11 protein-coding genes are annotated in these 14,058 nt (G+C 59.9%); 9 read left to right on the top strand and 2 right to left on the bottom strand.

The genetic code is table 11. The features are described from left to right. The first annotated feature begins 123 nt into the window (after positions 1–123). Positions 124–552 (top strand): DUF4760 domain-containing protein, encoded by a 429-nt coding sequence (locus tag M516_RS0117500; RefSeq protein ID WP_029100266.1) that lies wholly within the window; start codon positions 124–126, stop codon positions 550–552. An 18-nt stretch (positions 553–570) separates the two neighbouring features. On the opposite strand, the gene M516_RS23835 is transcribed toward M516_RS0117500, so the two are convergent. After that, positions 571–1,191 (bottom strand): VanW family protein, encoded by a 621-nt coding sequence (locus tag M516_RS23835; RefSeq protein WP_238550999.1) that lies wholly within the window; start codon positions 1,189–1,191, stop codon positions 571–573. A 347-nt stretch (positions 1,192–1,538) separates the two neighbouring features. Between M516_RS23835 and M516_RS0117490 the strand changes: the two genes are divergently transcribed. Further along, a complete protein-coding gene (locus tag M516_RS0117490) occupies positions 1,539–2,798 on the top strand; it encodes an argininosuccinate synthase (protein WP_029100265.1) in 1,260 nt (419 codons plus the stop codon). After that, positions 2,795–4,240: an argininosuccinate lyase gene (gene argH / locus M516_RS0117485; protein WP_029100264.1), complete on the top strand. Its 1,446-nt coding sequence runs from the start codon at positions 2,795–2,797 to the stop codon at positions 4,238–4,240. Before M516_RS0117490 ends, argH begins: the two co-directional genes overlap by 4 nt. Before the next feature lie 183 nt (positions 4,241–4,423). Here the strand turns inward: argH and M516_RS0117480 are convergent, their stop codons facing one another. Then, positions 4,424–5,581, bottom strand: a complete 1,158-nt coding sequence (locus tag M516_RS0117480) for an iron-containing alcohol dehydrogenase (RefSeq protein WP_029100263.1) — start codon at positions 5,579–5,581, stop codon at positions 4,424–4,426. A 338-nt stretch (positions 5,582–5,919) separates the two neighbouring features. Here M516_RS0117480 and ftsE point away from each other — a divergent pair, with 338 nt between their 5' ends. From ftsE to M516_RS0117445, 6 genes are all read left to right on the top strand, one after another. Then, a complete protein-coding gene (gene ftsE, locus M516_RS0117475; RefSeq protein ID WP_029100262.1) occupies positions 5,920–6,606 on the top strand; it encodes a cell division ATP-binding protein FtsE in 687 nt (228 codons plus the stop codon). Further along, positions 6,596–7,492 carry a permease-like cell division protein FtsX gene (gene ftsX, locus M516_RS0117470; RefSeq protein ID WP_029100261.1) on the top strand — a complete coding sequence of 299 codons (897 nt, stop codon included), beginning with the start codon at positions 6,596–6,598 and terminating at the stop codon, positions 7,490–7,492. Before ftsE ends, ftsX begins: the two co-directional genes overlap by 11 nt. Positions 7,493–7,541: 49 nt before the next feature. Beyond that, positions 7,542–8,744 (top strand): murein hydrolase activator EnvC family protein, encoded by a 1,203-nt coding sequence (locus tag M516_RS0117465; RefSeq protein ID WP_029100260.1) that lies wholly within the window; start codon positions 7,542–7,544, stop codon positions 8,742–8,744. Positions 8,745–9,335: 591 nt separating this feature from the next. Then, positions 9,336–10,814 (top strand): S41 family peptidase, encoded by a 1,479-nt coding sequence (locus M516_RS0117455; RefSeq protein WP_029100258.1) that lies wholly within the window; start codon positions 9,336–9,338, stop codon positions 10,812–10,814. Positions 10,815–10,913: 99 nt separating this feature from the next. After that, positions 10,914–12,182, top strand: coding sequence for a PDZ domain-containing protein (locus M516_RS0117450; RefSeq protein ID WP_029100257.1), 1,269 nt, complete (start codon positions 10,914–10,916; stop codon positions 12,180–12,182). Between the two features lie 152 nt (positions 12,183–12,334). Continuing rightward, positions 12,335–14,035, top strand: coding sequence for a YcdB/YcdC domain-containing protein (locus M516_RS0117445; protein ID WP_051188283.1), 1,701 nt, complete (start codon positions 12,335–12,337; stop codon positions 14,033–14,035). The last annotated feature ends 23 nt before the right edge of the window (positions 14,036–14,058 follow it).

Here is a 14,058-nt window from a genome sequence, read left to right as displayed (position 1 = left end):
GAGCCCGGGGATTTGCTGTCCGGATGCAGGCCATTCGCGAAAAAATGCGAACAAACGCTTGTCTTTTCACCTGGTCTGGGACATACTGGAATCGGGTTGCATCTTTTTGTGAGGTGATAGCACATGATTCCCACGTATCAGGATGCGGACATTATTCTGAAATTGTACGATCAGTTCGAATCGGAACGGCTGCGGGCCGCGAGACAGTGGTTCGCCACCTCGCTGGCGGAAGAGGAGCTGGATTACGACGCGTTTTTGCGCCTGTATCCGCGCGGCAGCGAAGGCTATAACCACTTTGTCGCGCTGTACGGCTTCTTCGAGATGGTAGGGGTGCTGCATAAAAACGGCCTCGTCCATCCCGACCTGCTGTTTGACATGTGGTTTGTCAACGGCTTTTTCCGCCGGATGTACCCGATTTTCGTCGGATGGAGGGCGCAGGGAGACATTCACGTGGCGGAAAATTTTGAACGGCTGGCCCTGGCCGAACTGAAGTGGATCGGCACGCACAAAGGAAAGGAATACGTTCCCGAGGTGCCTTACGCCCGCAAGTAAGGAAGCGCCGGACAACCATCAGGGTTGTCCGGCTTTTTGCATGTTGGGCGTGATGTCGGCCAGGTCGTATTTCACTTCCGAAAAGTTGCGGATCACCAGTTCCTCTCCGGTGCGGTTCCCTGTTCGCTTGTCAATGACGAGTCGCCATATTTCGTTTCGCCGATAATGTTTTCCTCCCTGCCGCAGAAACGCGTGGTTGCGCTCTTCGACATGGTACGCACAGGGCCATTCCCGGTCGGTGAATACGGCTCCTTTGAGGTGGTTGTCCGTCAGCCAGACCCGGATCTGAAAAGTCTGCCGGGTCGGATTGAACAGGCGCAGGTCGACATAGTTGTAAAACACGCTGGCACCGCTGCCGAACGGGAGGACGCGGTGGTCGTCGGGAAACGGATCGAACTGGTGATGATGCCGCTCCGTCACCTGCAGCGGCGTGTGCAGCGCCATCCAGAAGAGCAAGTTGGCCAACTGGCACAGCCCTCCGCCCACGCCTGTCCTCACTTCCCCTTGCGACAGCAGCAGCCCTTCCACATATCCTTTGGCCGCCGTCGTCTTCCCCACCCGCTGCCAAAAGGAAAACGTCTCGCCCGGTTTGATCAAGAGGCCGTCGATGGACGGCACGGCAATGCCCAGATTGACCACTTTGTTTGCCTGCAGCCGGGGATCGGTGCTTCCCAGCTATCGCCGCAGCAGCGATTGGTGTCTGTTGCAGGTGAAAGGCAGGGAAGACGCCTGCTGTTCCGCTGCGAACCGCACGCCGCTGATTCGGTCGGATATCGATCGGCAAAGCCGTTTTTGGAATACGCGCACATGGTAAAACACCGGGTGCAGGCGAGATAGCCTCATCGCGGCCGCCTCCTTATCGGTTCGTTTTCTATTTTTATTTGTATCAGGGAGAAAAGTGGGGCAGAATAGAAAAGTGGTTGTATTTTTATAAATTCGTTTGTATAATTACTCATGAACAAATCTTCGAACAGGGAGAGGGAACGATGGCAAGAGAGAAAATCGTATTGGCCTATTCGGGCGGTTTAGATACATCGGTAGCAATCAAGTGGCTGCAGGAGACGTACAACTACGACGTGATCGCGGTCGCGCTGGACGTGGGCGAGGGCAAGGACCTGGAGTTCGTGCAGAAAAAGGCGCTGCAGGTGGGGGCGCTGAAATCGATCGTGGTGGATGCAAAGGATGCGTTCGCCCAGGAGTATGTGCTGCCGGCGCTGAAAGCGAACGCCATGTACGAAGGGAAGTATCCGCTGGTGTCAGCGCTGTCCCGTTACCTGATCTCCCGCGTGCTGGTGGAGATCGCGGAAAAAGAGGGGGCGGTGGCGGTCGCCCACGGCTGCACGGGGAAAGGGAACGACCAGGTGCGCTTCGACGTGTCGTTTACGGCGCTGAACCCCAACCTGAAAATCGTCGCGCCCGTTCGCGAATGGGGCTGGTCCCGCGACGAAGAGATCGAGTACGCGAAAAAGCACAACATTCCGATTCCGATCGATCTGGACAATCCGTACAGCATCGACCAAAACCTCTGGGGCAGAAGCTGCGAGTGCGGCATTCTGGAAGATCCCTGGGCGGCTCCGCCGGAGGGCGCGTACGACCTGACCAAATCGATCGCCGATGCTCCGGACCAGCCGGAAGAGATTGAGATCACGTTTGTCAAAGGCGTGCCGACCGCGCTGAACGGGGAAGAGCTGCCGCTGGCCGAGCTGATTCTCAAGCTGAACAAAATCGCCGGCAACCACGGCGTCGGCCGAATCGACCACGTGGAAAACCGCCTCGTCGGCATCAAGTCCCGCGAAGTGTACGAGACGCCGGCGGCCACCACGCTGATTCTGGCGCACCGCGAGCTGGAGTTCCTGACCCAGCCGCGCGAAGTGGCCCAGTTCAAACCGATCATCGAGCAAAAGATGGCCCAGGTGATCTACGAAGGTCTCTGGTATTCGCCGATCCGCAACGCGCTGCAGGCGTTCATCGAGGAAACACAGCAGTACGTCACCGGCGTCGTTCGCGTCAAGCTGCACAAAGGGCACGCCATCGTCGTCGGACGCAAATCGGCGTCGTCGCTCTACAGCCACGAACTGGCCACCTACGCGGCGGGCGACCAGTTTGACCACAAGGCGGCGCTCGGCTTCATCAAGCTGTGGGGCCTGCCGACCAAGGTGTACGCCCAGGTGAATGAAGGCGTGCTCCACGAAAACGCGAAAACGGCGATCAAGATTTTGGACGAAAAGGATGCGATCGTGCAATGAAACTGTGGGGAGGACGCTTCACAAAGCCGACGAACCAGCTCGTGGAAGAATATACCGCTTCCATTACCTTCGACCAGCAGATGTGGCGGCAAGACATCGTCGGCAGCCTGGCACACGTGGCGATGCTGGGCAAGTGCGGCATCCTGCCGATGGAGGAAGTCAGACAGATCATCGCCGGTCTGAAAAAGGTAAAGGAAAAGATCGAGCGGGGACAGGTGCAGTTTCTCGTGGAGCACGAGGATGTGCACATGAACATCGAAAAGCTGCTGATTGAGGAAATCGGCCCGGTGGGGGGCAAACTGCACACGGGGCGCAGCCGCAACGACCAGGTGGCGCTTGACATGCATCTCTATCTGCGGGAGAAGCTGATGGAGATCATTCAGCTCGCCACGTACCTGCAGGAGGCGCTGCTGGAACAGGCCAACCGCCATCTCGACACGGTCATGCCCGGCTACACCCATCTGCAGCGGGCCCAGCCGGTCCTGTTCGGCTACCATCTGATGGCGTACGTGTCGATGCTGCAGCGCGACATCGAGCGGATGCGCGACTGCTGGAAACGGGTCAACGTCCTGCCGCTCGGCGCCGGCGCCCTGGCCGGCACGACGTTCCCGATCGACCGGGCGTTCGTGGCCGAGATGCTGCAGTTTGACGGCATCTACCTGAACAGCATGGACGCTGTCAGCGACCGGGACTTCATCGTCGAGTTTCTGGCGGACGCTTCCCTCCTGATGGCCCATCTCTCCCGCCTCTGCGAGGAATTGGTCATCTGGAGCAGCCAGGAGTTTTCGTTTGTGGAACTGGATGACGCGTTTTGCACCGGCTCCAGCATCATGCCGCAGAAGAAAAACCCCGACGTGGCCGAGCTGGTGCGCGGCAAAACCGGACGCGTCTACGGCAACCTGATCGGCCTCTTGACGGTGCTGAAAGGGCTGCCGCTCGCCTACAACAAAGACATGCAGGAAGACAAGGAAGGCATGTTCGACACGGTGGCGACGCTGCACGGGGCGCTTGCCCTGCTGACGCCGATGATCCGGACGATGCAGGTCAAAGCCGACCGGATGCGCCAGGCGGTAACGCAGGACTTTTCCAACGCCACCGATCTGGCCGACTACCTGGTCCGCAAAGGCATGCCGTTCCGTCAGGCGCACGAAGTGGTGGGCCGAACGGTGCTCTACTGCATCGAGCACCAAAAATACCTGCTCGACCTGACCCTGGATGAGTTCAAGCGGTTCTCCGAGGCGATCGGGGACGACGTGTACGAGGCGCTGGCCGTGGAAACGGTCGTCAACGCGCGCAACGTGCTGGGCGGCACCGCCCGCAGCCAGGTGGAGGCGCAGATCGCCGCGTATCGCAGCCTGCTGGCCGAGACGCATGCGTGGGTGGAGAAAAACAGTCAAAAAGTGATGATTGAATCGCTGATTGATGTCGGTTCGCCGGTGTGATCGCTGATTGCGCGGGATAGGGAGGACATCCCCGTGCAGTTGACGAAGTCCTGGTCCGCCGGGACGAGTCGGGACGCCGGTCTCCGGTGGAAAACGGTCCTGCCGGCCAGCAGCGATATACAAAGAAGAAAACGGATAGAAGCCTTGACGGGGCTCCTATCCGTTTTCTCGTTTGTTCCGACGTTACAGGCACATCCGCAAGATGGCGGCCACGTCTTCGCTGGTCAGCTTCTTGAAGCGGCCGATCGGGCCGAACGGCGTCGCTTTTTCCGCCATCAGCTCCAGATGTTCGTCGCCGATCTGGTAGTCGGCCAGGCGGGTCGGGGCTCCGATGCGGGCAAAGAACGCTTCCGTGGCGGCGATGCCCTCCAGCGCCACTTCGTCGTCCGTCTTGCCGGACGGGTCGACGCCCCACACTTCCACGGCGAAGCGCTTGAAGCGATCCACGTTTTCACGGTAGACGTAGCGCATCCATTTCGGGAAAATGATCGCCAGGCCGCCGCCGTGCGGGATGTCGTAGACGGCGCTCACCGCGTGTTCGATGGAGTGGGTGGCCCAGTCTGTTTCCACGCCGACCGGCAGGGTGCCGTTCAGGGCCATCGTACCGCAGTAGAGAATGGTGGCCCGGGCGTCGTAGTCTTCCGGATTGGCCAGCACCCGTTCCGCGTATTCGATCACGGTTTTCAAAATCGACTCGGCAAAGCGGGTCTGCAGCGGAATCTCCGGCGTATGGGTGAAATACTGTTCAAACACGTGCGACATCATGTCGCAGATCCCGTAAACGGTTTGGTCGCGGGGGACGCTGAAGGTGTTCTCCGGATCGAGGATGGAAAAGGTGGGGAAGGTTGTGCCGGTGCCCAATTTTTCCTTTGTTTCCCAGTTGGTGATGACGCTGCCCCGGTTCATCTCCGAGCCGGTCGCCGCCAGCGTCAGCACGGTGCCGAGCGGCAGCGCCGTCTGTGGTTGGGCCTTGCGGGTGTAGAAGTCCCAGACGTCTCCCTCGTACGGCACGCCGACCGCGATCGCTTTGGAGGCGTCGATCACGCTGCCACCGCCCACCGCGAGAATCCAGTCCACGCGTTCGCGGCGGCACAGCTCAATGCCTTTCTTCACCGTGGAAAGCCGCGGGTTGGGCTCCACGCCGGGCAGTTCGTGGATGGTGCAGCCCGCCTCCTGCAGCAGGGAGACGACCTTGTCGTACAGGCCGATTCGCTTGATGCTGCCGCCGCCGTAGACGAGCAGGACGGTGGAGCCGAGCTGGGCGGCCTTTTCTTTGAGCTTTTCCAACTGCCCGCGTCCAAAGATCAATTCGGTGGGGTTATGATAAACGAAATTGTCCATGGAAAAAGTCTCCTTTCCGAGCGGATTCCCTTTTATTGTAGCCCATCATCGAGAGTGGGGCCAGTTGGGGACGAGCCGGGACCGAATCTGTCGGATTGGTGCGAAAGATTGTGGAAATCGACAGGAAATGAGAGATTTTGTGGATTCCAACATCGAAAACGGGTGGTATAATAGGAGAGATAGCTGTCGCCGCTGCGTTTCAGCACCAAGCGTCAGCGGACGACGGATATGTGCGAGCTTTGTCGGATAGAGAAACGATCAAACAACAGATACATGGATGGATGCGGACCGTTTTTGTACTACATATCAAGGAACTGACAAGGTAGGATGTGATTGGCTTGATCGAGATGTTTGACGTGTGGAAGACCTACCCCAACGGGACCAACGCGTTGAAAGGGATCAATGTTCGCATCGAAAAGGGCGAATTCGTCTACGTGGTGGGACCGAGCGGTGCAGGAAAGTCCACGTTTATCAAATTGATGTACAGGGAAGAAAAGCCGACCAAAGGCCAGATTTTCCTGGGCGGCTTTAATGTCAGCCGGATCAAGGAGCGGCAGATTCCCATGGTGCGCCGCAGCATCGGCGTGGTGTTTCAGGATTTCAAGCTGCTGCCGACGCTCAGCGTGTACGAAAACGTGGCGTTTGCCATGGAAGTGATCGAGACGCCGCCCAAGCAGATCAGGCCGCGGGTGATGGATGTGCTGGGCCTGGTCAAGCTGAAGCACAAGGCCAAAATGCTGCCGAGCGAACTGTCCGGCGGCGAACAGCAGCGCGTCGCCCTGGCGCGGGCGCTGGTCAACAATCCGGGGATTATCATCGCCGACGAGCCGACAGGCAACCTGGACCCGGACACCTCCTGGGAGATCATGAAGCTGTTTGAAGAGATCAACCAGCGGGGCACCACGGTGGTAATGGCTACGCATAACCGCGAAATTGTCAACACGATGAGAAAACGGGTAATCGCCATTGAAGCGGGGCAGATTGTCCGTGACGAGCAGAGAGGGGAATACGGTTATGAAGATTAGAACGCTGGGACGCCACGTCCGCGAAGGGGTCAAAAACCTCGGCCGGAACGGCTGGATGACGTTCGCTTCGATCAGTGCCGTGACCATTACCCTGCTGATTCTCGGCGTCTTTCTCATTCTGGCGATGAACGTCAACTACCTGGCCCAAACGGTGGAAAAGCAGGTGGAGATTCGCGTCTTTTTGGATACGCTGGCCACTCCGGAGAACGTCAAGCAGGTGGAACAAAACATTCGCGCGATTCCCAAAGTGGAATCGGTTGCGTTTATTCCCAAAGCCGAGGGGCTCAAGCAGCTAAAGGAGAGCATGGGCGAGAAGGCGTACCTGTTTGAGGGGCTGGAAAAGGAAAACCCGCTCCCCGACTCGTTTGTGGTCAAGACCAAGCTGCCGCAGGACACCGCCGACGTGGCCGGGCAGATCCAAAAGCTGGAGTTTGTCGAAAGCGTCAACTACGGCCAAGGCACGGTCGAAAAGCTGTTTGCCGCCACCAGCACGATCCGCAACGTGGGCATCGCCTTTATCGTCGGGCTGGGCTTTACCGCGATGTTTCTGATTGCCAACACGATCAAGCTGACAATCGTCGCCCGCCGACGGGAGATTGAGATCATGAAGCTGGTGGGCGCGACCAACTGGTTTATCCGCTGGCCGTTTTTTGTCGAAGGTCTGCTGATGGGGTTGCTGGGCGCGCTGATTCCGATCGTGCTGCTCACCGTCAGCTACTACTATTTGCTGGACGCCGTCTACAGCAGTATGCCGGCTGTCCAACTCTTCAAACTGCTGCCGCTGTTCCCGCTCGCCTACCAGGTGGCGCTTATTCTGGCCGCCATCGGCGCGTTTATCGGCATTTGGGGCAGCCTGGTGTCTGTCCGCCGCTTCCTGCGCATCTAGGACATACGCAACAAAAGAGACCACACAATTTTCACTAGGGAGGAGTACCATGAGGAAGAAGAAGATTCTGCTATCACTCTTGGTGACGGGCCTATTGGGTGCGGCAGCCGTACCGGCGACCGTGGGCCTGGCAGCGAGTAAGGCATCCCTAGACAAGATCAACCGGGAATTGAATGAGATCAAGAAAAAGAAAAAGGAACAGCAGAACCAGGTAAAAGCGATCGAAGGGCAGATTTCGTCGCTTCAGCGTAAGCAGGCCGACCTGGAGAACGAGCTGATGCACATCGACTTGAAGCGCAACGAGACGCAAAAAAAGCTGGACAAGCTGGAAAAGCAGATGGAAGAGACAAAGGTGAAGGCGGCAGAGGCGCAGGATCAGCTGGATGAGGCGAAGGAGCGCGTGGCCAAGCGTGAAGCCCTGCTCAAGACACGCGTCAAATCGATGTACGAACGCGGCAACGTCTCGTATCTGGACGTGCTGCTCGGCGCCTCCGACTTCGGCGATTTCCTCACCCGGATGCAGGGGCTCAAGCTGATTGCCGAGCAGGACACCCGCATTCTGGAGGACAACATCCGCGACAAGGAAACAATCGAAAAGAAAAAGAAAGAGATCGACCATCAACTGGCCGTCTACGCCGACATGTACGAAGAGGCGGAGAGGCTCAAAGCCGAATTGGACAAGCAGTACAAGCGGAGCGTCGTGGTCAAGGCGGAGCTGAAAAAGAAAGAAAGCGAGCTCCACGAAATTCTGGAAGAAGAGGAACAAAGCCTGTTCGCCCTGATGAAGCAGGAAGAGGCCAAATACGCGGAACGGCTGCGCGCCATGACCGCCAGCGGCAGCGGCTACAAGGGCGGACGCCTGGCGCTGCCGATCGATGACGGACTGTTCCGGTTCACGTCCGGATTCGGCATGCGCCGCGACCCGTTCACCGGCCGCTCGGCTGGACACAACGGCGTGGACATGGCCGCGCCCAAAGGGACGCCGATCAAGGCGGCGGCACCCGGCATCGTAATGTTTGCCGGTTATGCCCGCGGATTCGGCAACACGGTGATGATCAAGCACAACGACGAGCTGACCACGCTGTACGGCCACATCATGGAAGGCGGCATCCTGGTGTCGGTGGGACAACGAGTCGAAACCGGTCAAGTGATTGCCAAAGTCGGCTCCACGGGACGCTCCACCGGCAACCACCTGCACTTTACCGTCTACCGCAATGACGTCGCCGTCGACCCGATGCCGTATCTCAGATAGCCATACACGTTCATCCGGTAGAAACGGGAAGCACGGAAAGAAGGGATCGCGGAAACTTTCCGGGCTTCCCGATTGTTCAATCAGCTGCCGCTGTTCGCGGTTGATTGCCGCCTGACGCTCATCCGCTTTCCCCTCACCACACGGATGGAGGTTGGAACATTCCGGCAGCTTTCTGCCGTACCCCGCGCGTGTGGTACAATGAGGGAGGAGTGCCATCGGACCGCAGTTTCCGCCGGCACCTGCAGGCGGAAGGCGGCCGCAGACAGCGTCAACGGGATGAGCAAGCGGAACGGAACAAGCAGGAGAACAGGCTTCGCGGGCTCGAAAAAGAAGAGGAAAAGTTTGCTGTTTCCTGCATCAACCAACCAAGAAGCGGCCACACTGGCTGATATGAACAGGGTGAATCGGTCAGCAGTCCGAGGAAAACGGACAACGGGCAATCATCTTCGTTTTGGCGTGTACGTGAACGATGCGGCTGTCGACCCTGCTCCCTGCATGCGGTAACGGGATCCGGCAAATATTGCCACGCGGAGTTGCATACACTAGCTGCATACCTTTTCTACCGGGAGCACAAAGGATGGTGTCGTGACGATGAAATGGAATGGACGTTCCGTGCTTGCGCTTGTGCTTGTCTCCATGGTCGCCAGCAGTTTTCTCACCATGGGCCTGATGAAAAACTCGGCTGGCGAGAGCAGCAGCGGGACGATAACCGCTTCGGCAAGCTCGCTTTTCAGCGGAAGCCAACAGGAGTATCCGAAAGAGTTTAAAAAGCTGCTGGAGGCCTTTTCGGCCATCAAGCAGGAGTACATTGAAAACGTGTCGACCGACCAACTGGTCGAAGGGGCGATCAGCGGCATGGTCGGTTCGCTGAAAGATCCGTACAGCGACTACATGGACCCCGCGACGGCGGAAGAGTTCAACTCGACGCTCCACTCCACCTTCCAGGGAATCGGGACGGAAGTGACGATGCAGAACGGGCGAGTTACCGTCGTCTCCCCGTTCAAGAATTCCCCGGCGGAAAAGGCGGGGCTCAAGCCAAACGACCAGATCATCAGCGTCAACGGCGAGTCGCTGGAAGGGCTGGACCTGCATCAGGCGGTCACCAAAATCCGCGGCCCCAAAGGCACCAAAGCGGTGCTCAAGATCGTGCGGCCGGGCGTGCCGGAGCCGCTGACCATCGTCTGCATTCGGGACGACATCCCGATTGAGACGGTCACCAGCCAGATCATTGAGAAGAACGGGGTCAACATCGGCGTGATCAGCTTGACCCAATTCTCCAGCGATACGGCGAACCACTTCAAGGAACAACTGGCCGACCTGGAGAAAAAGGGGATCGGCGGCCTGGTCATCGACGTGCGCGGCAACCCCGGCGGGTATCTTTTGGCCGTCAAAGAGATCGGCGAAGTGCTCATCCCGAATCGGGGCAAGATCGTCCAAATCGAATACGGATCGAACAGCAAGGAGAAGGAAGAGTACTTCTCCAAGGCCGACGCAGCCAAACCGTATCCGATCGCCGTTCTGATCAACGCAGGCAGCGCCAGCGCTTCCGAAATCCTCGCCAGCGCGATGCGCGAGAGCGGCGGCTATAAACTGGTCGGGGAGAAGTCGTTTGGCAAAGGGACGGTGCAAAGCACGATGGAGATGGCGGACAAGAGCCAGCTCAAGCTGACCATCGCCAAGTGGCTGACGCCCAAAGGCAACTGGATTCACGAAAAGGGCATCGAACCGGACGTGAAGGTCGCCCAGCCCGACTACTTCAACGCGACCCAACTGCCGACGGACAAGGTGCTGGCCCGCGACATGGCCGGCAGCGACGTGAAAAACCTGCAGTTGATTCTCAGCGGCTTGAAACTGTCGCCGGGCCGAAACGACGGCTATTTCGACGAAAAGACGGAGCAGGCGGTCAAGCGGTTCCAGGCGTCGCACAAACTGCCGGTCACCGGCAAGGTGGATGCGGCGACGCGGACGGCTCTGGAGGACAGCCTGCGGGAAGAAATCCGGAAGCCGGCCAACGACCTCCAGCTTCAAAAGGCGCTGGACGTCGTCAGCCGCGACGCGAAAGCAAAATAAACCAGCGCGGCCAGGCAGGGAATCCCTCGCCAGCCGTAGAAATGGTAACCACGGCAGAGAAACGCCGTGGTTTTCCTTTTTGCAGGAGAGGTGAGGCAATTGGCGTTACAAGGCGATCTCCTTTCGATTGCATACGGGTTTGGACAGTTTTTTCTCCACCCGTTTTTCTACCTGTTTCTGTTCGTCATCTACCTGCACTACCGCAGGCAGATGAACCTGGAACGGCAGTTGTTTGCCGTGCGGATCCAGACGCCGTTTCTCCAGACGATGCGCTCGCTGGGCATGGGGGCGGCGGGAGGGCTGCTGGTCTCCCTGATGGCCGGAGCGCTGGGTGTCGTGGTCCAGGTGCAGGACCTCTGGCTGCTGTGGGGGCTGGCGCTGCTGCTCGCGCTGATTCGGCTGCGCTTTCTGTGTTTTGCCTACGCGGCGGGCTTGCTGACGCTGCTCCACGCGATCGCGCAGGTGGCCCCGGGAGCGGTGGACGTCCCTGTCATCGGCCCGGTGTGGAACGCGATCGGACAGGCAAAGCCGCTGCCGCTCCTGGCGCTGGTCGCCGTGATGCATCTGATCGAAGCCATGCTCGTCCGCTGGAACGGAGGACGGGACGCCTCGCCCGTGTTTGTCGAAGGAAAGCGGGGGCGGATCGTGGGCGCGTATCTGCTGCATTCGTTTTGGCTGACGCCGCTGGCCCTGTTTGTGCAGGTGGAGCCGGGCAGTCTGAGCGGGGCGCTTTATCCGGGCTGGCCGTTCTTTTCGCCCGGGACCGCATCGTACGGCCTCCTGCTGCTGCCGACAGTGACCGGTTACTCCGACTGGACGCAGACGCAGACGCCGGAACAGAAGGCGGGTCAAATCGCCAGGCAGTTGGCGCTGTACGCGGTGGGGCTGCTCGGCCTGGCTGCGCTCGCCGTCCTGTGGGCACCGTTGACGCTGCTGGCCGCGCTGTTTGCCCTCCTGGGGCACGAAGGGCTGTTCCTGTTGAGCCAATGGCAGGAACGGCAGCGGGCGCCGTATTTTGTCCCCTCGTCCCGGGGCGTCAAGGTGATGGCGGTCATCCCGGGAACGCCGGCGGAAGAGATCGGCATCCGGCCGGGCGAGGTCATCGTCAAGGTAAACGGGGTAAGCGTCCGCAGCAAAGAGGACCTGTACCCGGCCCTGCAGGTGAACCCGGCCTTCTGCAAGATGGAGGTGCTCACCCGCGACGGCGAGATCAAGTTTGTGCAGTGCGCCGTCTACGCAGGTAACCACCATCAGCTCGGCATCATCGTCGTTCCGGACGCCTCTACCCGGGTGTACGTGGACATGCAGCGGGCCGGCGTGGTGGAGCTGATCAAGCAAAAGTTGGAAAAATTGAATATCGGTGCGTAAGCTGCCGCCTGAACCCGTACCCTGCCGCATGCGCGCGGCCGTCCGGGTTTCGGGCGGTTTTTTTATTGCCGGGCAGGCTTGACAGACCGCAACGAATGATCCGGTTTCCGCGTCAAATGGGTGTGAATGGAAAAAGGGAGAGGATGAACGCGATGGGAGCATATCGAAAGTCTGCGGCGGTGTTCTGGACAGGGGCGCTTACGGCGGCAAGCCTGCTTGTCTCGCCGGTGGCGGCGGCCAACCCCGGATCGCAGCCGCATGCAGAATCTGCACAGGGGCAGAAGGCGCCCGTTCCCGTCCCCGCGCCGGTCTCCAAAGGCGTCCAGCACCTGGTCCGGCTCGTTCCGGAGCTGGCCAGCCGTTTCGTCGTCTACTCCGGCCCCGTCGACGGTCCCGGCATCAGCGGCGAGGCGGTCACGTTTGGCTTCACCCGTGCCGGTGCGGAGGAGAGCAGGGACAAAGCCGTCTTTGATCCGCAGACGGGCGATCTGCTGAGCATGGAGATTACGCCGGAGCAGCCCAATACGGGGCCCGTGCTTGGGGATCAGCAGGTGATCGCAAAGGCATCGGCGTTTTTGTCCCGCCTGCATCCGCACGGCTTGTCGTACCACCCCCGCGCCGTGACGCGCCAGGGCGAACTAAGGACGGTCCGCTTCGTCCGCACCATCCGCAACATCCCGCTCGACGACGGCTACGATTGCTTCGTCACGGTCGACCAGTCCGGCCGGATTGTCGGGTTTCGCACCTTTGACGGCGCCCTTTATCAAAAATGGAGCCCGGCGTCGTTTCCTTCCGCGCAGCGGATCATGTCCCCCGCGACAGCCAAGCAGCGCTACGTCCAGAGTCATCCGCTGGAGCCCGTCTATCTGCTGCCGAGCCCATACGACGGCCGCACACCGGTCGAGGCCCGGCTGGTCTACGCGATCAGAGACGGCGTGGTGCGCGGCCCGCACTCCGGCAGCGCGCTGGATGCCGTGAAGGGGAGCCGGCTGGCGGCATCCCGTCAACAAGCGGAGGTTCGCACGCTGACCGTGACGGGAACAGGAAAAGCATGGACAGCGCGGACAGAAGCGGAAGCGCAGGAACTGGTCAGGCGGGCACTGGGGGCGGATGTGCAAAAGCTGCCGGTGACCGTCTATACGGACGCGCGGGACAGCGGCGAGCAGCACCGCTTTTTTATCTGGGGGTTTTTTGACGAAGGCGTGGGCGACCGGGACAAAGCGTATGCCCTGGGCCAGTTTCCCCGCGGCCTGAGTCCCGCATTGCGCACCCACGTCCTGCTGGAAACGGACGCCGCGTCAGGCCGGCTCATCCGCGTCGTGCTGGACGATGGGCTGCACGGGGGGCGCCCAACGGACAAAAAACGGGATTGGGCGGCGGCCACTGCTCTGCTGGAGCGCCTGCTGCCGGCCGGTACCCACAAGCTGCGCGTGCAGGATACGGGAGGAGAAAACCGGACCTGGATCACCGCCGATCCGGTCGTCAACGGCATTCCCGTCTTTTGGGAGGACGAGCGGGAGGAAGAAGGTGCGTACACTATTTCCGTCAATCCGCTGGACGGTTCGATCCAGGAGGTGTCGCTCGCCCTGCCTGACTGGGCCGCCATCCGCTATCCCTCGCCCGCCGCGGCCGTCTCCGAACAGCAGGCGGTTCAGGCCCTGCTTGCCGCGTACCCGCTGGAACTGGTGTACGTCCGCGGCGATCGGCCGCATACGGATGGGCAGACCTGGCAGCTTGCCTACGATCTCTCGTTCCGGCAGTCGCGTTCCCACTGCTTTTGCGGCGTGGAAACGAAGGTGGACCTGACCGTTTATGTGGATGGACATACCGGGACCGTCGTCGTCCGTGAATGAAACGGGCCCGCAAAAGCCAAACA

The sequence above is a fragment of the Brevibacillus thermoruber 423 genome, assembly GCF_000454065.1.
Lineage (GTDB): Bacteria > Bacillota > Bacilli > Brevibacillales > Brevibacillaceae > Brevibacillus > Brevibacillus thermoruber.
The sequence above is the reverse complement of the archived record's forward strand: the minus strand, read 5'-3'. Positions and strand labels throughout refer to the sequence as shown.